Genomic DNA, 16,336 nt, shown 5'->3' on the forward strand with positions numbered 1-16,336 from the left:
TCCGCAATCAGAAAGGCTTTTACAATGCTAAAAAAACATTATGCTTTTACTTTAAAAGCTTTTTCTTGAGGATAGTAAGCCGTTCCCCCCAACTCTTCTTCTATACGAAGCAGTTGATTGTACTTGGCCATACGATCACTACGTGATGCTGAACCGGTTTTAATCTGACCTGTGTTCAAGGCCACAGCTAAATCTGCAATGGTATTGTCTTCAGTTTCGCCCGAACGGTGGGACATTACAGAAGTGTATCCTGCATTCTTTGCCATGTTAACCGCCGCGATGGTCTCTGTAAGTGTTCCTATTTGATTTACTTTAATCAAGATAGAATTGGCGATTCCATTTTCAATTCCTCTTGAAAGGCGCTCTACATTGGTCACAAAAAGGTCATCTCCTACCAACTGTACTTTATCACCCACTTTATCTGTCAACATCTTCCAACCGTCCCAATCGTTTTCATCCATACCATCTTCAATGGAGATGATTGGATATTTTTCGCACAAATCTGCAAGGTATTGAGCTTGTTCTTCCGATGTTCTTACCACTCCACTGTCTCCTTCAAACTTGGTGTAGTCATATTTTCCATCCACATAAAACTCAGCGGAAGCACAATCTAAGGCAATCATAACATCATCACCCAATTTGTATCCAGCTTTATCTACAGCTTTAGCGATAGTATCCAAGGCATCTTCCGTTCCACCTTCCAAGGTTGGTGCAAAACCACCTTCATCCCCTACAGCAGTGCTTAAACCTCTATCGTGCAATACCTTTTTTAGGTTGTGGAAAATCTCAGTTCCCATTTGCATGGAATGGCTAAAATCTTTTGCTTTTACTGGCATTACCATAAATTCCTGGAATGCAATCGGAGCATCGGAGTGAGAGCCTCCATTAATAATGTTCATCATAGGCACTGGCAACGTATTGGCGCTTACGCCACCTACATAGCGATATAGTGGCATTCCCAGTTCTTCAGCTGCAGCTTTTGCTACGGCCAAGGAAACCCCTAAAATTGCATTAGCACCCAGTTTTGATTTGTTCGGCGTACCGTCCAAATCCATCATGGTCGCATCAATATAGTTTTGCTCAAATACGGAAGTACCCACCAATTCTTCAGCAATAATGGTGTTTACATTATTGACTGCTTTGCCAACTCCTTTTCCCATAAAAGAGTCTCCACCATCACGTAATTCTACTACCTCGTGTTCCCCTGTTGATGCTCCTGAAGGCACAGCTGCCCTTCCCATAACTCCGTTTTCTGTGATTACATCCACTTCTACGGTTGGGTTCCCTCGTGAATCTAATATCTGTCTAGCATGAATGTTGATGATTATACTCATATTGAAGCAATTTATTTGGTTGAAATTAATTTGGCTAATATATGAAAAGACAGTCTTTCAGGCTTCATTTAAAACAGAATAAAGCCCGCTTAATACCCTAAAAACAAACTACATCGTTTTAGTTGCGTCCAGTTTGAATCACTTCAAAAAACTGGTCGAACAAATAGTCGGCATCATGGGGTCCAGGGCTAGCTTCCGGGTGATATTGAACAGAGAATACATCCTTGTCCTTCATCTTGATTCCCGCGACCGTATTATCATTTAAATGTACATGGGTAATTTCCAAATCCTTATTTGCCTCCGTTTCTTCCCGATTTATGGCAAAACCGTGATTCTGGGACGTAATTTCACCTTTTCCAGTAACTAGATTCAAAATAGGGTGATTGATACCTCTATGCCCGTTGTACATTTTGTAAGTAGACACTCCATTGGCCAAAGCCAACACCTGATGCCCCAAGCAAATCCCAAATAAAGGCTTGTCGGATTGTATCATTTCCTTGGCAGTGGATATAGCATCGCTTAGCGGCTCTGGGTCACCAGGTCCGTTGGAAATAAAATATCCATCAGGATTCCATTCCGCCATTTCTGAAAAAGATGTGTTATAGGGAAAGACTTTAATGTAGGCTCCTCTTTTTGCCAGGTTACGTAGAATATTCTTTTTGATACCGATATCCAAGGCCGAAATCTTTATTTCTGAATTCTCATCCCCATAGTAATAGGGTTCTTTGGTAGATACCTTGGAAGACAATTCCAAACCTTCCATACTGGGCACTTGCTTCAATTCTTCTTTAAGTGCATCTATTTCATCCACTCTAGTGGAGATTAGCGCGTTCATTGCACCATTATCCCGAATGTAGCTTACCAAGGCACGGGTATCCACATCAGATATGGCGAACAAATCATTCTTATCCAAAAATTCCAACAAGCTCATATCCGCACCTGGACGCGAATACTCGTAGCTAAAGTTTTTACAAATCAATCCAGCAATCTTGGTACCATCGGATTCCACTTCATCACTCATCGTACCGTAGTTACCAATATGGGCATTGGTGGTTACCATAAGTTGTCCGTAATACGAAGGGTCCGTGAATATTTCTTGATATCCGGTCATCCCCGTATTGAAACAAACTTCGCCTACAGCGGTTCCTTCTTTCTTTCCTACAGACTTACCATAAAAGATGGTTCCGTCTGCCAACAATATGAGTGCTTTCTTTTTTGAGTGGTATTTCATAGCCCGTTAAAAAATTTCAATTTCACAAAAGAACATAAAAAAAGGATACGTTTTCACGTATCCTTTTTCTACTATTCCATAAGTTAATAACATAGTTATTATTCTTCTGAATCGTCTGCTTTAGTTTCAACAACTGGAGCTGCAGCTTCAACCTTTTTAGCCCCACCTCTTCTACTTCTTCTAGTAGTTTTCTTCTTGGCAGACTTACCCGCGTTGTACAATTCGTTGAAATCAACCAATTCGATAAGCGCCATATCTGCGTTGTCCCCAAGTCGGTTCCCCAACTTGATGATACGAGTATACCCGCCTGGCCTGTCCGCTACTTTTTCTGCTACCTCACCAAAAAGTTCAGTAACTGCATGCTTATTTCTCAAGTTGCTAAATACAACTCTTCGGTTATGCATACCCTTTTCAGCTGTTTGGTTATTTTCCGTCTTTGATTTTGTAATCAAGGGCTCAATAAATTGCTTAAGCGCTTTGGCTTTAGCAACCGTAGTATTAATGCGCTTGTGCTCAATCAAAGAGCAGGCCATATTGGCCAACATCGCTTTTCTATGCGCTGCGGTTCTTCCTAAATGGTTGAATTTTTTTCCGTGTCTCATTGTCTTTGTTTTATCATCTTGCTACCAAACCCAAATTATTTGGGGAGCAAAATATGATTACTTAATCTTTGTCTAATTTGTATTTGGACAAGTCCATTCCAAATTGAAGGCCTTTGTTGATAACCAACTCCTCCAATTCAGTCAATGATTTTTTACCGAAGTTTCTAAACTTCATCAAATCGTTCTTGTTGAAAGAAACCAAGTCACCTAAAGTGTCTACTTCAGCAGCTTTCAAACAGTTCAATGCACGTACAGACAAATCCATATCGACCAATTTGGTCTTCAATAGCTGACGCATGTGTAAGGACTCTTCATCATACGTCTCTGTTTGTGCAATCTCATCAGCTTCCAAAGTGATACGCTCATCAGAGAACAACATGAAGTGGTGAATCAACACCTTGGCTGCTTCTGTCAATGCATCTTTAGGATGAATGGAACCATCAGTAACGATTTCAAAAACCAATTTTTCATAATCGGTCTTTTGCTCTACCCTGAAGTTCTCAATGCTGTACTTTACATTCTTTACAGGAGTATATACTGAATCCACAGCAATACTACCAAGAGGAGCATTGGACTTTTTGTTCTCTTCTGCAGGAACATATCCACGTCCTTTTTCTATGATAACCTCCAAATTGATACTCACTTTGGGGTCCATGTTACAAATGACCAAATCTGGGTTCAATACTTGATACCCAGAGATAAATTTCTGGAAATCACCAGCGGTCAATTGTTCTTTTCCACTTACTGAAACTGAAACGGTTTCGCTCTCAACATCATCAATCTGTCTTTTGAAACGTACTTGTTTCAGATTCAATATCATTTCTGTTACATCTTCCACTACACCGGGAATAACAGAAAACTCGTGCTCAACACCATCAATACGAACTGAGGTGATGGCAAATCCCTCTAAAGAGGAAAGCAAAACTCTACGCAATGCATTTCCAACAGTTAATCCATAACCAGGTTCCAAAGGGCGAAATTCAAATTTCCCTTCGAAATCTGTTGAATCTATCATTATAACTTTATCGGGCTTCTGAAAATTAAGTAATGCCATATTGGACTAATGTTGATTTTATTTAGAGTATAACTCGACTATTAACTGCTCTTTGATATTTTCAGGAATCTGAAGTCTTTCGGGAACAGTTACAAAAGTACCTTCCTTTTTTTCTGAGTTCCAAGTAATCCATTCGTATACGCTACTGTTAGCGGCCAAAGAATCGTCAATGGCTTGAACGGATTTTGATTTTTCACGTACTCCCACAACATCACCTGCTCTTAAGGAATAGGAAGGAATATTTACAATCTCGCCGTTTACGGTTATGTGTCTGTGGGAAACCAGCTGTCTGGCTCCACGTCTTGATGGAGCAATACCCATTCTGTAGACTACGTTATCCAAACGGGATTCGCACAATTGCAACAATACCTCACCGGTTACCCCATCGCGTCTTTTAGCTTCTGTAAACAGATTTCTAAACTGACGCTCCAAAATACCATAGGTATATTTTGCCTTTTGCTTTTCCATCAACTGGATTGCGTATTCTGATTTCTTACCACGGCGTCTGTTGTTACCGTGTTGCCCTGGAGGGTAATTTTTCTTTTCGAACGACTTATCGTCTCCGAAAATCGCTTCTCCAAACTTCCTAGCGATTTTTGTTTTTGGTCCTGTGTATCTTGCCATCTTTTTTATTTTTTGAAAATGCGATTATGAATTAAGGCTTATCCTTCGATAATCTCTCTGCACCTTCAAGGCCGAAAGGCCATTAGTAAATAAATAATTAAACTCTTCTTCTTTTTGGAGGTCTACAACCGTTGTGCGGTAGTGGTGTAACATCCACAATTTCGGTAACTTCAATACCGGAGTTATGAATGGTACGGATTGCAGATTCTCTACCATTTCCTGGTCCTTTGACATATACTTTTACTTTGCGAAGACCTGCTTCGTGTGCTACTTTGGCACAATCTTCGGCAGCAACCTGGGCAGCGTAAGGAGTGTTCTTTTTAGAACCTCTAAAGCCCATTTTTCCCGCAGAAGACCAAGAGATTACGTCTCCCTTTTTATTTGTCAAAGAGATAATGATATTGTTGAAAGAAGCTACTACGTGAGCCTCACCTGTAGACTCAACGATTACTTTACGCTTCTTTGCTGTTTTTGTATTTGCTTTTGCCATATTTTTTAGTTTCTAGCTGTTAGTTCTTTGTTATTGGAATCCTAGACTTTTACATTTCAAACAGATTCTTCTAACGCCTGAATACTAATGACTGCTATCTATTATTATTTAGTTGCTTTTTTCTTGTTCGCAACTGTTTTACGCTTTCCTTTTCTTGTCCTAGAGTTGTTCTTGGTACGCTGACCTCTTAATGGTAATCCGGATCTGTGACGAATTCCACGGTAACAACCGATGTCCATCAATCGCTTGATGTTCAACTGGGTCTCGGAACGAAGCTCACCTTCAATAGTATAGCTGGAAACTGCTTCCCTGATTCGTCCGATTTCGTCATCGTTCCAATCAGAAACCTTGGTATCCTCGCTTACTTGCGCTCTTTCCAAAATTTCTTTGGCTCTACTTTTCCCTACTCCGTAGATATAGGTAAGTGAAATAATGCCTCGTTTTTGTTTTGGTATGTCTACACCTGCAATTCTTGCCATAACTACCCTTGTCTTTGTTTAAATCTAGGATTCTTTTTGTTGATTACATACAATCTGCCCTTTCTGCGAACTATCTTGCAATCGGCACTTCTTTTCTTTATGGATGCTCTTACTTTCATCGTATTAGTATCTATACGTAATTCTTGCTTTTGTTAAATCATATGGACTCATTTCCAACTTTACCTTATCTCCTGGAAGTAGCTTAATGTAGTGCATACGCATTTTTCCAGAGATATGAGCCGTAACCACGTGTCCATTTTCCAGTTCTACCCGAAACATAGCATTGGATAATGCCTCGATAATAGTTCCGTCTTGTTCTATTGCCGCTTGCTTCGCCATAGGTTATGCTACTTTTCTGTTTTTACCTGTTTTCATTAGACCATCATAATGTCTGTTCAACAAATATGAATTTACTTGCTGAACGGTATCGATAGCCACACCTACCATAATCAATAGGGAGGTTCCTCCGTAAAACAATGCCCAACCCGCTTGAACGTCCATCAACTTAACCACAACCGCTGGCAAAACTGCCAACAAAGCCAAGAAGATAGAACCTGGGAAGGTTATCAATGACATAATCTTATCCAAGAAATCACCAGTTTCTTTGCCTGGGCGAATTCCTGGGATAAATCCTCCACTTCTTTTCAAATCGTCTGCCATTTTGTTGGTAGGAACTGTTATCGCCGTATAGAAATACGTAAAAATGATAATCAATACCCCAAACAAAATGTTGTAGGCCAATCCGAAAATATCCGCAAATTGAACCTCCATCCATTGTCCTGCAGCCGTATCATTAAATGTTCTTCCTATAAGACTAGGTGCAAACATGATTGCTTGAGCAAAAATGATAGGCATTACTCCAGAGGCATTCAACTTTAATGGAATATATTGCCTAGACCCCATCATGTTCTTTTCATACCCTCCCGAAGCAGTTCTTCTAGCATATTGAACCGGTACTTGACGAATAGCCATTACCAATAGCACACTTGCCAAGATTACCAAGAACCAGATGATTACTTCAATCAACATGAACATGATTCCACCCGTATTATTAGTAGTTCTTGAGATAAATTCCTGAACAAAGGACTGAGGCATTGTTGCTATGATACCAATCATAATCAACAAAGAAATACCATTACCGATTCCTTTATCCGTTATTTTTTCACCCAACCACATCGCGAAGATGGTACCTGTAACCAGTATGATTACAGAAGGAATAATGAAGTCAAGACCTTTACCAAGAACGAAAGCACTTTCAGGAACACCCAAAGCACTCAATCCGTACAAATATGCCGGAGCCTGAACCACACAAATACCAATAGTCAACCATCGTGTGATTTGGTTTATGGTCTTTCTACCACTTTCTCCTTCCTTTTGTAGTTTCTGAAGATAAGGAATAGCTATCCCCATCAACTGCACTACAATTGAAGCAGAGATGTATGGCATAATTCCCAAAGCAAAAACAGAAGCATTGGCAAAAGCCCCTCCCGTAAATGCATTAAGAATACCTAAAATACCTTGTTCCGTATTGGACGATAGTTCCGCTAATTGTGCAGTATCAATACCAGGAAGTACTACCTGCGCTCCAAAACGGTACACCAAAAGTAGACCCAAGGTAACCAAGATGCGTTGTCTCAGTTCCTCAATTTTCCAGATATTCGATATGGTCTCTACAAATTTCTTCATGCGTTGTTCTTATAAACTTATTGCTTCACCTCCTGCAGCCTCGATTGCCGCTTTGGCAGAAGCAGTAAATTTATGTACTGATATTTTCAATGAAGCCTTAAGCTCCCCGTTTCCTAAAATCTTAACCAAGTCATTCTTGTGGGCCAAACGGTTTTCCACCAAAGTATCTAAAGTCACTTCTTTCTTCACAATGCCTTTGTCCACCAACTCTTGCAACTTGCTCAAGTTTACGCCTTGGTACTCTTTTCGGTTAATGTTCTTGAAACCGAATTTAGGCACACGGCGTTGTAACGGCATCTGACCTCCTTCAAAACCAATCTTCTTGGAATATCCGGATTCTAGACTTTGCACCCTTGTGTCCTCTTGTAGAAGTGCCACCCTTTCCAGAGCCTTCTCCTCTACCTACACGTTTTCCTTCTTTATGTACAGCACCTTCGGCTGGTTTAAGATTATGCAATTCCATTACAAACTATTTTTAGGCTTCCTCTGTGGAAACCAAGTGTTTTACTTTATCAATCATTCCAAGGATACTTGGCGTTGAATCGTGCTCAACAACCTGTCCTATTTTACGAAGTCCCAAAGCCTCCAGTGTTCTTTTCTGGTTTTGTGGTCTTTTGATGCTGCTTCGTACTTGTTTTACCTTAATCTTTGCCATGCTATCCTCTATTTATCCTTTAAAGACTTTTTCCAAGGAAATTCCTCTTTGATTGGCAACTGTTCGGGCTCCTCTCAATTGAAGAAGGGCGTCAAATGTTGCTTTTACCACATTATGTGGATTGGAAGAACCTTGTGATTTTGATAGTACATCGTGCACACCTACTGCTTCCAATACCGCACGTACGGCACCACCGGCAATAACCCCGGTACCCTGTGATGCTGGTTGAATATAAACGCGTGCACCTCCATACTTACCTTTTTGCTCATGAGGCAATGTACCTTTGTTCAAAGGAATTCGTACCAAATTCTTTTTAGCATCCTCTATCGCTTTAGCAATGGCTGTGGCAACTTCTTTGGATTTACCCAATCCGTGACCTACAACACCATTCTCATCTCCTACAACAACTATGGCAGAAAATCCGAATGCACGTCCACCTTTCGTTACCTTGGTAACTCTTTGAACTCCAACCAAACGATCTTTCAATTCCAGACCTCCTGGTTTAACTATTTCTACATTTTTATACTTCCCGTACATCGTTATTAGAATTTAAGTCCTGCTTCTCTGGCGCCTTCAGCCAATGATTTTACTCTTCCGTGATATAGGTTTCCTCCTCTATCAAAAGCAACAGTATCGATACCTATTTTTTTTGCTTTTTCTGCAATTGCCTTTCCAACGGAAGCAGCAACATCAGATTTTGTGCCTTTGGCATCAATTTCTTTGTCTCTGGAGGACACAGCAGCCAATGTAACACCTTTGTTGTCATCTATCAATTGCGCATAGATTTCCTTGTTGCTTCGAAAAATAGACAATCTGGGTCTAGTTTCTGTTCCGAAGGAAATCTTACGTATTCTTCTTCGTATTCTTAACTTTCTGTCAGTCTTGGATAATTTCATTGTACTACGTATTACGCTGATTTACCTGCTTTTCTTCTTAATTGCTCACCAACAAACTTGACACCTTTTCCTTTGTAAGGCTCCGGCTTACGGAAAGAACGGATTTTAGCCGCTACTTGCCCAACCAATTGCTTGTCATGGGATGTCAACTTTACGATAGGATTTTTTCCTTTCTCAGAAACCGTCTCAATTTTGACCTCGGGAGCAATATCTAAAACTATATTGTGAGAAAAACCAAGGGCTAAATCCAATTTTTGTCCTTGATTGCTGGCACGATATCCAACACCAACCAACTCCAATTCTTTGGTCCAACCTTTGGAAACGCCATCAATCATGTTGGCAATTAAAGCACGATATAATCCATGCTTCGCTTTATGCTCCTTGGAATCTGAAGGTCTTTCTAAAACTACATTGCCTTCTTCAACCTTAATGGCAACTCCTGAAAATTCTTGTGTCAATTCTCCAAGTTTACCTTTTACAGTAACCGTACCCTCGCTTACTTCTACAGTAACAGCTTCTGGGATTGAGACTGGATTGTTACCTATTCTTGACATTTCTTTACTCTTTTATCATTAATAAACGTAGCACAATACTTCGCCACCTACGTTCTCTTGCTTGGCTTGCTTGCTAGTCATAACCCCGTGAGAAGTTGAAACAATGGCAATACCCAAACCGTTCAATACTCTAGGCAGTTCTCCAGAACCCGCATACTTGCGAAGTCCCGGTTTACTTACCCTCTGAATTTTTTTTATCACAGGTTCTTTGGTAAACTTATCGTATTTCAATGCGATCTTAATGTTTCCTTGAACCTCATTCTCTTCAAACTTATAACTCAAAATGAATCCTTGATCAAAAAGGATTTTTGTCATTTGTTGCTTCAAGTTAGAAGCTGGAATGTTCACTACCCTATGACCTGCCTTGCTGGCATTTCTAATTCTGGTCAGATAATCTGAAATTGGATCTGTAAGCATTTCTTTTCTTTATATCGGTTTACCAACTAGCCTTTTTAACTCCTGGAATCAAGCCTTGATTGGCCATCTCTCTAAAGGTTACCCTTGAAATACCAAAAGTTCTCATATACCCTCTAGGTCTTCCTGTCAATTTACAACGGTTGCGCATTCTTACCGGAGAAGCGTTCTTTGGAAGCTTTTGCAATGCTTCATAATCTCCTGCTTCTTTCAAAGCTTTGCGCTTTGCTGCGTATTTGGCTACCGTTTTTGCCCTTTTTCTTTCACGGGCTTTCATTGATTCCTTGGCCATATTAGTTCTTTTTAAAGGGTACTCCCAATTCGCTTAATAATGATTTTGCTTCTTTGTCCGTCTTTGCAGAGGTAACAAAGGTGATATCCATTCCGTTGATTCTATTGATTTTATCAATGTTTATCTCAGGAAAGATGATTTGTTCTGTAACGCCCAAGTTGTAATTTCCTCTTCCATCAAAACCATTAGCTTTTACACCTTGGAAATCACGAACCCTTGGTAGAGCAGTAGTAATCAATCTATCCAAAAACTCATACATGCGCTCTCCTCTCAAGGTTACTTTAGCACCGATTGGCATACCTTTTCTCAACTTGAAAGAAGCAACATCTTTCTTAGACATTGTTGCTACTGCTTTCTGACCAGTGATGTTGGTAAGTTCCTCTACCGCGTGGTCAATTAATTTTTTATCTGAAACTGCAGCACCAACACCTCGGCTTACTACAATCTTTTCCAACTTAGGAACCTGCATGATGTTCTTGTATCCAAATTCTTCGGAAAGAGCTTTCATCACGCGCTCCTTATATTCTTGCTTAAGTCTAGGAATGTAACTCATAACTAAAGTACTTCATTGGATTTTTTAGCAACACGTACCTTTTTCCCGTCTCTCACTTCGTAACCTACTCTGGTTGCATCTCCAGATTTTGGGTCAATTAATGAAAGGTTTGAAATATGGATAGGTGCTTCTTTTTTCACAATTCCTCCCTGAGGATTCTGAGCGCTTGGCTTCTCGTGCTTAGATACCATATTGATACCTTCCACGATGGCCTTATTCTTTTCACGGTCTAATTGCACCACTTTTCCTTCTGACCCTTTATGGTCTCCGGCAGTAACTATAACCGTATCCCCTGTTTTTATCTTTAATTTCATCTCTCTATCTACTTTTTAAAGTACCTCTGGGGCCAATGAAACAATTTTCATGAACTGCTTGTCCCTAAGCTCTCTTGCTACAGGTCCAAAAACACGGGTTCCTCTCATCTCTCCGGTAGGGTTCAATAATACACATGCGTTATCATCAAAACGGATGTAAGAACCATCAGGTCTTCTTACTTCTTTTTTGGTTCGCACTACAACAGCTGTAGAAACCGAACCTTTTTTTATAGTTCCATTAGGAGTAGCTTCCTTTACGGTAACTACAATTTTGTCTCCCAATGAAGCATATCTTCTTTTTGTTCCTCCCAAAACGCGGATAGTCAACACTTCTTTTGCACCAGTGTTATCCGCAACTTTTAATCTAGATTCTTGTTGTACCATGATTACTTAGCTCTTTCAAGGATTTCAACCAATCTCCAGCATTTTGTCTTGCTCAATGGTCGGGTTTCCATTATTTTAACAGTGTCACCTTCGTTGCAGTCATTCTTTTCATCATGGGCAACATATTTCTTGGTTTTCAAAACGAACTTCCCATACATTGGGTGCTTTACTCGTTTTACTTCAGAAACCACAATGGATTTCTCCATTTTGTTACTGGTAACTACCCCTATTCTTTCTTTTCTTAAGTTTCTTTTTTCCATAAGGCAAAACCAATTATTGTACTTCCCTTTTAGTTAATTCTGTTGCCAATCGAGCCACAGTTCTTCTTGTACTGCGTATCTGCATAGGATTCTCCAATGGTGTCACAGCATGGGCCATTTTAAGGTCTTCGTGCTGTTTTTTCAGCTCGGCAAGCTTTTCTCTAAGCTCTTCTACCGAAAGTTCTTTTATTTCTGACTGTTTCATTTTCTTACCCATTAAAAGATTAAGCGGAATAATCCCTTGCAACAACAAACTTAGTCTTCACTGGCAACTTCTGAGCCGCCAAACGAAGTGCTTCTTTAGCAATGTCATGTGGTACTCCGGCAACCTCGAACATGATTCGACCAGGCTTAACAACGGCCACCCAATATTCTGGAGCACCTTTACCTTTACCCATACGTACCTCAAGAGGCTTTTTAGTAATAGGCTTGTCCGGGAAAATTTTAATCCACAATTGACCCTGTCTTTTCATATATCTTGTCGCAGCAATACGTGCAGCCTCTATCTGACGGGCCGTGATGAAATGTGAATCCAAAGATTTGATACCGAACATTCCATTGGAAAGTTGGTGACCTCTTTGGGAATTCCCTTTCATTCTTCCCTTCTGCGCTTTACGAAACTTTGTTCTTTTTGGCTGTAACATGTTTCCTTTACTTTATCTTAATTACTTTCTGCGGCGTTGTTGTCTCTTTCCTCCACCATCTTGCTTACCACCTTTTCCTTGGCTCTTGGATAATCCTACCAATGGGGAAAGCTCTCTTTTTCCGTATACCTCACCTTTCATAATCCATACCTTGATTCCCAATCTACCATAGGTAGTGTGGGCCTCAACTAGGGCATAATCCACATCTGCTCTAAATGTTGACAATGGAATTCTACCTTCCTTATAGGATTCAGAACGTGCCATTTCAGCACCATTCAAACGTCCAGAAATTTGAATTTTAATTCCTTCAGCATTCATACGAATTGCAGCTGCAATAGCCATTTTGATGGCTCTACGGTAAGAAATTCTACTTTCAATCTGTCTTGCAACACTCGCAGCAACCAAGTTGGCATCCAACTCTGGCCTTTTAATTTCATGAATATTGATTTGAACCTCTTTGTTGGTGATTTTCTTAAGCTCTTCCTTAAGTTTATCCACCTCTTGTCCACCTTTACCGATAATAATACCAGGACGAGCCGTGGTAATAGTAATGGTGATTAATTTTAAGGTTCTTTCTATAATTACCCTAGACACACTAGCTTTAGCCAAACGTGCATGGATGTATTTTCTGATTTTGTCATCCTCAGCCAGCTTATCGCCGTAATCATTACCGCCATACCAGTTGGATTCCCATCCTCTGATAATTCCTAAGCGATTTCCTATCGGATTGGTCTTCTGTCCCATAATTCTGTTCTAGCTTTGAACGTTATTGTTAGCTTCCAATACCAAGGTTACATGGTTGGAACGTTTTCTAATTCTATGCGCTCTACCCTGAGGTGCTGGACGCAATCTTTTCAACATAGTACCCCCGTCTACACGGATTTCTTTGATGAAAAGGTCTGCATCTTCAATACTAGCTTCCTCATTCTTAGCTTCCCAATTGGCAATAGCTGAAAGCAATAGTTTCTCCAATCTTCTTGATGCTTCTTTTTGGTTGAATCTCAAAATAGCCAAAGCCATTTCAATTTGCTTTCCTCTGATAAGGTCAGCTACCAATCGCATTTTTCTTGGCGAAGTTGGGCAATTGTTCAACTTTGCAAAAGCAAGTTGCTTTTTCTCAGCCTTAATTCTTTCGGCCATTTGTCTTTTACGAACTCCCATTGCTTACTTACTTTTTACCTTTGTTTTTAGCTCCTGCATGACCTCTAAAAGATCGTGTAGGTGAAAATTCTCCTAGTTTGTGACCTACCATGTTTTCAGTTACATACACAGGAACAAATTGTCTCCCGTTGTGAACTGCAATGGTTTGTCCTACGAAATCAGGAGTAATCATTGAAGCTCTAGACCAAGTTTTGATCACGGTCTTCTTTCCTGATTCTATATTGTTCTGTACTTTCTTTTCCAGACTGTGGTGAACGTATGGTCCTTTTTTTAATGAACGTGCCATTTCTCTTTACTTTTATTTCTTTCTACGTTCTACAATGTATCTATTGGAATCTTTGGTCTTAGAACGAGTTCTAAATCCTTTAGCAGGAATACCGTTCTTCGATCTTGGGTGACCTCCGGAAGCCCTTCCTTCACCACCACCCATTGGGTGATCAACTGGGTTCATGGCTACTGGTCTAGTTCTTGGTCTTCTACCTAACCATCTACTTCTACCTGCTTTACCAGATACCAACAATTGGTGGTCAGAGTTTGAAACTGCTCCGACCGTAGCTAAACAATTAGCCAATATCATTCGAGTTTCACCAGAAGGCAATTTAATGGTGACAAACTTTCCATCTTTCGCCATCAATTGTGCAAAAGTACCAGCACTTCTAGCAATAACAGCACCTTGACCTGGACGAAGTTCGATACAAGAAATAATTGTACCTAAAGGAATTTCGCTCAATGGCAATGCGTTACCAATTTCTGGAGCAGACTTAGAACCAGAAGAAATCTTTTGGCCCACTTGCAATCCATTTTGTGCAATCACATATCGCTTCTCTCCATCTTTGTACTCCACCAATGCGATGAATGCTGTTCTGTTGGGATCGTACTGGATAGAAACTACAGTAGCTTCAACACCTTGCTTATCTCTTTTGAAATCGATAATACGATATCTTCTTTTATGACCTCCACCTCTATGGCGCATTGTCATTTTTCCTTGACTGTTCCTACCACCCGACTTTTTTAACGGAGCGATCAAACTCTTCTCCGGCTTATCAGTAGTAATCGCGTCAAATCCGTTTACTACTCTAAAACGCTGTCCAGGGGTTATCGGTTTTAATTTTCTAACTGACATTTCTTGTCCTTATAGATTGCTGTAAAAATCAATAATATCTCCTTCGGCAACATCTACAATCGCTTTTTTCAAAGCGTTGGTCTTACCGTGTTGGATACCTGTTTTTGTATATCTAGATTTACGGGTTGGACCGTAATTCATAGTTCTTACTTTTTCCACAGATACACCATAAGTGGCCTCAACCGCTTCTTTAATCTGGATTTTGTTGGCATTCGGGTCAACATAGAATCCATAACGATTGAAAAGCTCGCTATCCGCGGTCATTTTTTCCGTAATGATTGGCTTTATCAACACACTCATGATACTCTTATTTCTTTAAGTTCGATTGAATTCCTTCCAAAGCACTTTCTGTCAACACAACGCTATTCGCGTTTACTATTTTATAAGTGTTCAATTCAGAACTGTTGATTACTTCAGAACGCTCTAAGTTTCTTGAAGACAAGTACACATTATCATTAGCACCTCCCAATACAACCAAGGATTTGTTGTTCTCAATCCCCAAGGAAGTCAAAAACGATACAAAATCTTTTGTTTTGGGAGCTTCAAAATTGAAATCCTCGACCACAACCAAAGATTTCGCTTTAGTTTTCTGGCTAAGTGCAGATTTTCTAGCCAAACGCTTCACATTTTTGTTAAGCTTTTGGGTGTAATCTTTAGGTCTTGGACCGAAGATTCTACCACCACCTCTAAACACAGGAGACTTAATACTACCCGCACGAGCAGTACCTGTCCCTTTTTGTTTTTTGATTTTTCTGGTACTTCCGGTAATCTCAGCTCTTTCTTTCGCTTTGTGATTACCTTGTCTTTGGTGAGCTAAATACTGCTTAACATCCAAATAAATGGCATGTTCGTTAGGCTCTATTGCGAAAACAACATCTGAAAGGTCAACCTTTCTTCCTGTCTCTTTTCCGGTAATATCTAAAATTGCTACCTTCATTACTTCTCGATTGTTACGTAAGCATTTTTATGACCTGGAACAGCACCTTTCACAACGATTAGGTTTTTCTCAGGAACCACTTTCAATACTTTCAAGTTTTGAACTGTAACTCTTTCTCCTCCCATTCTTCCGGCCATTTTCATGCCTTTGAAAACACGAGCAGGATATGATGCAGCTCCAATGGAACCAGGAGCTCTTAATCTATTGTGTTGACCGTGCGTTGCTTGTCCAACACCACCAAAGCCGTGTCTTTTAACAACACCTTGAAATCCTTTTCCTTTTGATGTTCCTATAACATCAACAAATTCTCCTTCATTAAAAAGGTCAACACCTACGGTATCACCTAATTTAAACTCACCTTCAAAATCACGGAATTCAACGACTTTCTTCTTTGGAGAAGCACCTGCTTTTTTTGCATGGCCCAATTCGGCCTTGTTTGCACGTCTTTCTGCCTTGTCATCGAAACCGAGCTGAAGGGCACTGTACCCGTCTACCTCTTCGGTTCTGACTTGGGTAACCACACATGGCCCTGCTTCCAAGACAGTACATGGAATGTTTTTTCCATTCTCGTCAAAGATGCTGGTCATGCCGATTTTCTTTCCTATTAACCCAGACATATTATTTGTTATTAATTATTTCTTTTAAAGGC

At 40.1% G+C, this 16,336-nt stretch carries 29 protein-coding genes and 1 pseudogene; all 30 read right to left on the reverse strand.

Annotation, left to right across the window (positions count from 1 at the left end):
• Positions 1 to 38: 38 nt before the first annotated feature.
• Complete coding sequence (gene eno / locus ACOKFD_RS08300; protein WP_422860816.1) at positions 39 to 1,334, reverse strand: phosphopyruvate hydratase; 1,296 nt, start codon at positions 1,332 to 1,334, stop codon at positions 39 to 41.
• Between the two features lie 118 nt (positions 1,335 to 1,452).
• Positions 1,453 to 2,565, reverse strand: coding sequence for a glutamine-hydrolyzing carbamoyl-phosphate synthase small subunit (gene carA, locus ACOKFD_RS08305; RefSeq protein WP_422860817.1), 1,113 nt, complete (start codon positions 2,563 to 2,565; stop codon positions 1,453 to 1,455).
• 98 nt (positions 2,566 to 2,663) lie between these two features.
• Positions 2,664 to 3,167: a 50S ribosomal protein L17 gene (rplQ, locus tag ACOKFD_RS08310; protein WP_422860818.1), complete on the reverse strand. Its 504-nt coding sequence runs from the start codon at positions 3,165 to 3,167 to the stop codon at positions 2,664 to 2,666.
• A gap of 61 nt (positions 3,168 to 3,228) precedes the next feature.
• A complete protein-coding gene (locus ACOKFD_RS08315; RefSeq protein WP_055397087.1) occupies positions 3,229 to 4,221 on the reverse strand; it encodes a DNA-directed RNA polymerase subunit alpha in 993 nt (330 codons plus the stop codon).
• Between the two features lie 18 nt (positions 4,222 to 4,239).
• On the reverse strand, positions 4,240 to 4,845 hold the full coding sequence (gene rpsD, locus ACOKFD_RS08320; protein ID WP_299000017.1) for a 30S ribosomal protein S4: 606 nt from the start codon (positions 4,843 to 4,845) through the stop codon (positions 4,240 to 4,242).
• Positions 4,846 to 4,942: 97 nt separating this feature from the next.
• Positions 4,943 to 5,335 carry a 30S ribosomal protein S11 gene (gene rpsK / locus ACOKFD_RS08325; RefSeq protein WP_299000018.1) on the reverse strand — a complete coding sequence of 131 codons (393 nt, stop codon included), beginning with the start codon at positions 5,333 to 5,335 and terminating at the stop codon, positions 4,943 to 4,945.
• 104 nt (positions 5,336 to 5,439) lie between these two features.
• Positions 5,440 to 5,814, reverse strand: a complete 375-nt coding sequence (rpsM, locus tag ACOKFD_RS08330) for a 30S ribosomal protein S13 (protein WP_299000020.1) — start codon at positions 5,812 to 5,814, stop codon at positions 5,440 to 5,442.
• A gap of 2 nt (positions 5,815 to 5,816) precedes the next feature.
• Positions 5,817 to 5,933: a type B 50S ribosomal protein L36 gene (gene ykgO, locus ACOKFD_RS08335; protein WP_010519235.1), complete on the reverse strand. Its 117-nt coding sequence runs from the start codon at positions 5,931 to 5,933 to the stop codon at positions 5,817 to 5,819.
• Positions 5,934 to 5,937: 4 nt separating this feature from the next.
• Positions 5,938 to 6,153 carry a translation initiation factor IF-1 gene (gene infA / locus ACOKFD_RS08340; protein WP_011710675.1) on the reverse strand — a complete coding sequence of 72 codons (216 nt, stop codon included), beginning with the start codon at positions 6,151 to 6,153 and terminating at the stop codon, positions 5,938 to 5,940.
• Between the two features lie 3 nt (positions 6,154 to 6,156).
• The gene (gene secY, locus ACOKFD_RS08345) at positions 6,157 to 7,500 is read right to left on the reverse strand and encodes a preprotein translocase subunit SecY (RefSeq protein ID WP_299000024.1); all 1,344 of its coding nucleotides are present in this window, start codon (positions 7,498 to 7,500) and stop codon (positions 6,157 to 6,159) included.
• Between the two features lie 9 nt (positions 7,501 to 7,509).
• Positions 7,510 to 7,963 (reverse strand): annotated as a pseudogene (gene rplO / locus ACOKFD_RS08350) (50S ribosomal protein L15).
• Between the two features lie 12 nt (positions 7,964 to 7,975).
• A complete protein-coding gene (gene rpmD / locus ACOKFD_RS08355) occupies positions 7,976 to 8,155 on the reverse strand; it encodes a 50S ribosomal protein L30 (RefSeq protein WP_299000027.1) in 180 nt (59 codons plus the stop codon).
• 12 nt (positions 8,156 to 8,167) lie between these two features.
• The gene (gene rpsE, locus ACOKFD_RS08360) at positions 8,168 to 8,692 is read right to left on the reverse strand and encodes a 30S ribosomal protein S5 (protein ID WP_299000029.1); all 525 of its coding nucleotides are present in this window, start codon (positions 8,690 to 8,692) and stop codon (positions 8,168 to 8,170) included.
• A gap of 5 nt (positions 8,693 to 8,697) precedes the next feature.
• Entirely contained in the window at positions 8,698 to 9,051 is a 354-nt protein-coding gene (gene rplR / locus ACOKFD_RS08365; RefSeq protein ID WP_299000030.1) for a 50S ribosomal protein L18, read from the reverse strand.
• Positions 9,052 to 9,062: 11 nt separating this feature from the next.
• A complete protein-coding gene (gene rplF, locus ACOKFD_RS08370) occupies positions 9,063 to 9,605 on the reverse strand; it encodes a 50S ribosomal protein L6 (protein WP_299000032.1) in 543 nt (180 codons plus the stop codon).
• An 18-nt stretch (positions 9,606 to 9,623) separates the two neighbouring features.
• Positions 9,624 to 10,022 (reverse strand): 30S ribosomal protein S8, encoded by a 399-nt coding sequence (gene rpsH, locus ACOKFD_RS08375; RefSeq protein ID WP_106145063.1) that lies wholly within the window; start codon positions 10,020 to 10,022, stop codon positions 9,624 to 9,626.
• A 19-nt stretch (positions 10,023 to 10,041) separates the two neighbouring features.
• On the reverse strand, positions 10,042 to 10,311 hold the full coding sequence (rpsN, locus tag ACOKFD_RS08380; protein WP_054559724.1) for a 30S ribosomal protein S14: 270 nt from the start codon (positions 10,309 to 10,311) through the stop codon (positions 10,042 to 10,044).
• Between the two features lies 1 nt (position 10,312).
• Positions 10,313 to 10,864, reverse strand: coding sequence for a 50S ribosomal protein L5 (gene rplE / locus ACOKFD_RS08385; protein WP_299000038.1), 552 nt, complete (start codon positions 10,862 to 10,864; stop codon positions 10,313 to 10,315).
• A 2-nt stretch (positions 10,865 to 10,866) separates the two neighbouring features.
• Positions 10,867 to 11,178, reverse strand: coding sequence for a 50S ribosomal protein L24 (gene rplX / locus ACOKFD_RS08390; RefSeq protein WP_299000040.1), 312 nt, complete (start codon positions 11,176 to 11,178; stop codon positions 10,867 to 10,869).
• Between the two features lie 15 nt (positions 11,179 to 11,193).
• Complete coding sequence (gene rplN / locus ACOKFD_RS08395; RefSeq protein WP_130611997.1) at positions 11,194 to 11,562, reverse strand: 50S ribosomal protein L14; 369 nt, start codon at positions 11,560 to 11,562, stop codon at positions 11,194 to 11,196.
• 2 nt (positions 11,563 to 11,564) lie between these two features.
• Positions 11,565 to 11,822: a 30S ribosomal protein S17 gene (gene rpsQ, locus ACOKFD_RS08400; RefSeq protein ID WP_299000042.1), complete on the reverse strand. Its 258-nt coding sequence runs from the start codon at positions 11,820 to 11,822 to the stop codon at positions 11,565 to 11,567.
• Positions 11,823 to 11,835: 13 nt separating this feature from the next.
• Entirely contained in the window at positions 11,836 to 12,027 is a 192-nt protein-coding gene (gene rpmC / locus ACOKFD_RS08405; RefSeq protein ID WP_422860819.1) for a 50S ribosomal protein L29, read from the reverse strand.
• A gap of 19 nt (positions 12,028 to 12,046) precedes the next feature.
• Positions 12,047 to 12,466: a 50S ribosomal protein L16 gene (rplP, locus tag ACOKFD_RS08410; RefSeq protein ID WP_106145058.1), complete on the reverse strand. Its 420-nt coding sequence runs from the start codon at positions 12,464 to 12,466 to the stop codon at positions 12,047 to 12,049.
• 21 nt (positions 12,467 to 12,487) lie between these two features.
• A complete protein-coding gene (gene rpsC / locus ACOKFD_RS08415) occupies positions 12,488 to 13,210 on the reverse strand; it encodes a 30S ribosomal protein S3 (RefSeq protein ID WP_299000045.1) in 723 nt (240 codons plus the stop codon).
• 9 nt (positions 13,211 to 13,219) lie between these two features.
• On the reverse strand, positions 13,220 to 13,627 hold the full coding sequence (gene rplV, locus ACOKFD_RS08420) for a 50S ribosomal protein L22 (protein ID WP_106145056.1): 408 nt from the start codon (positions 13,625 to 13,627) through the stop codon (positions 13,220 to 13,222).
• Positions 13,628 to 13,634: 7 nt separating this feature from the next.
• Positions 13,635 to 13,913: a 30S ribosomal protein S19 gene (gene rpsS / locus ACOKFD_RS08425; protein WP_106145055.1), complete on the reverse strand. Its 279-nt coding sequence runs from the start codon at positions 13,911 to 13,913 to the stop codon at positions 13,635 to 13,637.
• A gap of 12 nt (positions 13,914 to 13,925) precedes the next feature.
• Complete coding sequence (rplB, locus tag ACOKFD_RS08430) at positions 13,926 to 14,750, reverse strand: 50S ribosomal protein L2 (protein ID WP_299000049.1); 825 nt, start codon at positions 14,748 to 14,750, stop codon at positions 13,926 to 13,928.
• Positions 14,751 to 14,759: 9 nt separating this feature from the next.
• Positions 14,760 to 15,050: a 50S ribosomal protein L23 gene (rplW, locus tag ACOKFD_RS08435; protein WP_299000050.1), complete on the reverse strand. Its 291-nt coding sequence runs from the start codon at positions 15,048 to 15,050 to the stop codon at positions 14,760 to 14,762.
• A gap of 7 nt (positions 15,051 to 15,057) precedes the next feature.
• Positions 15,058 to 15,687 (reverse strand): 50S ribosomal protein L4, encoded by a 630-nt coding sequence (rplD, locus tag ACOKFD_RS08440; protein ID WP_422860820.1) that lies wholly within the window; start codon positions 15,685 to 15,687, stop codon positions 15,058 to 15,060.
• The gene (gene rplC / locus ACOKFD_RS08445; protein WP_422860821.1) at positions 15,687 to 16,304 is read right to left on the reverse strand and encodes a 50S ribosomal protein L3; all 618 of its coding nucleotides are present in this window, start codon (positions 16,302 to 16,304) and stop codon (positions 15,687 to 15,689) included. The genes rplD and rplC overlap by 1 nt, the downstream gene beginning before the upstream one ends.
• Positions 16,305 to 16,336 lie beyond the last annotated feature (32 nt).

The organism is Flagellimonas ulvae (assembly GCF_049333175.1).
In the GTDB taxonomy this organism is placed as follows: domain Bacteria; phylum Bacteroidota; class Bacteroidia; order Flavobacteriales; family Flavobacteriaceae; genus Flagellimonas.

Excerpts from the sequence above, each read along its gene's own strand:
- eno (WP_422860816.1), bottom strand. The coding sequence starts at position 1,334 with ATGAGTATAATCATCAACATTCATGCTAGACAGATATTAGATTCACGA.
- carA (WP_422860817.1), bottom strand. The coding sequence starts at position 2,565 with ATGAAATACCACTCAAAAAAGAAAGCACTCATATTGTTGGCAGACGGA.
- rplQ (WP_422860818.1), bottom strand. The coding sequence starts at position 3,167 with ATGAGACACGGAAAAAAATTCAACCATTTAGGAAGAACCGCAGCGCAT.
- ACOKFD_RS08315 (WP_055397087.1), bottom strand. The coding sequence starts at position 4,221 with ATGGCATTACTTAATTTTCAGAAGCCCGATAAAGTTATAATGATAGAT.
- rpsD (WP_299000017.1), bottom strand. The coding sequence starts at position 4,845 with ATGGCAAGATACACAGGACCAAAAACAAAAATCGCTAGGAAGTTTGGA.
- rpsK (WP_299000018.1), bottom strand. The coding sequence starts at position 5,335 with ATGGCAAAAGCAAATACAAAAACAGCAAAGAAGCGTAAAGTAATCGTT.
- rpsM (WP_299000020.1), bottom strand. The coding sequence starts at position 5,814 with ATGGCAAGAATTGCAGGTGTAGACATACCAAAACAAAAACGAGGCATT.
- ykgO (WP_010519235.1), bottom strand. The coding sequence starts at position 5,933 with ATGAAAGTAAGAGCATCCATAAAGAAAAGAAGTGCCGATTGCAAGATA.
- infA (WP_011710675.1), bottom strand. The coding sequence starts at position 6,153 with ATGGCGAAGCAAGCGGCAATAGAACAAGACGGAACTATTATCGAGGCA.
- secY (WP_299000024.1), bottom strand. The coding sequence starts at position 7,500 with ATGAAGAAATTTGTAGAGACCATATCGAATATCTGGAAAATTGAGGAA.
- rpmD (WP_299000027.1), bottom strand. The coding sequence starts at position 8,155 with ATGGCAAAGATTAAGGTAAAACAAGTACGAAGCAGCATCAAAAGACCA.
- rpsE (WP_299000029.1), bottom strand. The coding sequence starts at position 8,692 with ATGTACGGGAAGTATAAAAATGTAGAAATAGTTAAACCAGGAGGTCTG.
- rplR (WP_299000030.1), bottom strand. The coding sequence starts at position 9,051 with ATGAAATTATCCAAGACTGACAGAAAGTTAAGAATACGAAGAAGAATA.
- rplF (WP_299000032.1), bottom strand. The coding sequence starts at position 9,605 with ATGTCAAGAATAGGTAACAATCCAGTCTCAATCCCAGAAGCTGTTACT.
- rpsH (WP_106145063.1), bottom strand. The coding sequence starts at position 10,022 with ATGCTTACAGATCCAATTTCAGATTATCTGACCAGAATTAGAAATGCC.
- rpsN (WP_054559724.1), bottom strand. The coding sequence starts at position 10,311 with ATGGCCAAGGAATCAATGAAAGCCCGTGAAAGAAAAAGGGCAAAAACG.
- rplE (WP_299000038.1), bottom strand. The coding sequence starts at position 10,864 with ATGAGTTACATTCCTAGACTTAAGCAAGAATATAAGGAGCGCGTGATG.
- rplX (WP_299000040.1), bottom strand. The coding sequence starts at position 11,178 with ATGAAATTAAAGATAAAAACAGGGGATACGGTTATAGTTACTGCCGGA.
- rplN (WP_130611997.1), bottom strand. The coding sequence starts at position 11,562 with ATGGTACAACAAGAATCTAGATTAAAAGTTGCGGATAACACTGGTGCA.
- rpsQ (WP_299000042.1), bottom strand. The coding sequence starts at position 11,822 with ATGGAAAAAAGAAACTTAAGAAAAGAAAGAATAGGGGTAGTTACCAGT.
- rpmC (WP_422860819.1), bottom strand. The coding sequence starts at position 12,027 with ATGAAACAGTCAGAAATAAAAGAACTTTCGGTAGAAGAGCTTAGAGAA.
- rplP (WP_106145058.1), bottom strand. The coding sequence starts at position 12,466 with ATGTTACAGCCAAAAAGAACAAAGTTTCGTAAAGCGCAGAAGGGAAGA.
- rpsC (WP_299000045.1), bottom strand. The coding sequence starts at position 13,210 with ATGGGACAGAAGACCAATCCGATAGGAAATCGCTTAGGAATTATCAGA.
- rplV (WP_106145056.1), bottom strand. The coding sequence starts at position 13,627 with ATGGGAGTTCGTAAAAGACAAATGGCCGAAAGAATTAAGGCTGAGAAA.
- rpsS (WP_106145055.1), bottom strand. The coding sequence starts at position 13,913 with ATGGCACGTTCATTAAAAAAAGGACCATACGTTCACCACAGTCTGGAA.
- rplB (WP_299000049.1), bottom strand. The coding sequence starts at position 14,750 with ATGTCAGTTAGAAAATTAAAACCGATAACCCCTGGACAGCGTTTTAGA.
- rplW (WP_299000050.1), bottom strand. The coding sequence starts at position 15,050 with ATGAGTGTGTTGATAAAGCCAATCATTACGGAAAAAATGACCGCGGAT.
- rplD (WP_422860820.1), bottom strand. The coding sequence starts at position 15,687 with ATGAAGGTAGCAATTTTAGATATTACCGGAAAAGAGACAGGAAGAAAG.
- rplC (WP_422860821.1), bottom strand. The coding sequence starts at position 16,304 with ATGTCTGGGTTAATAGGAAAGAAAATCGGCATGACCAGCATCTTTGAC.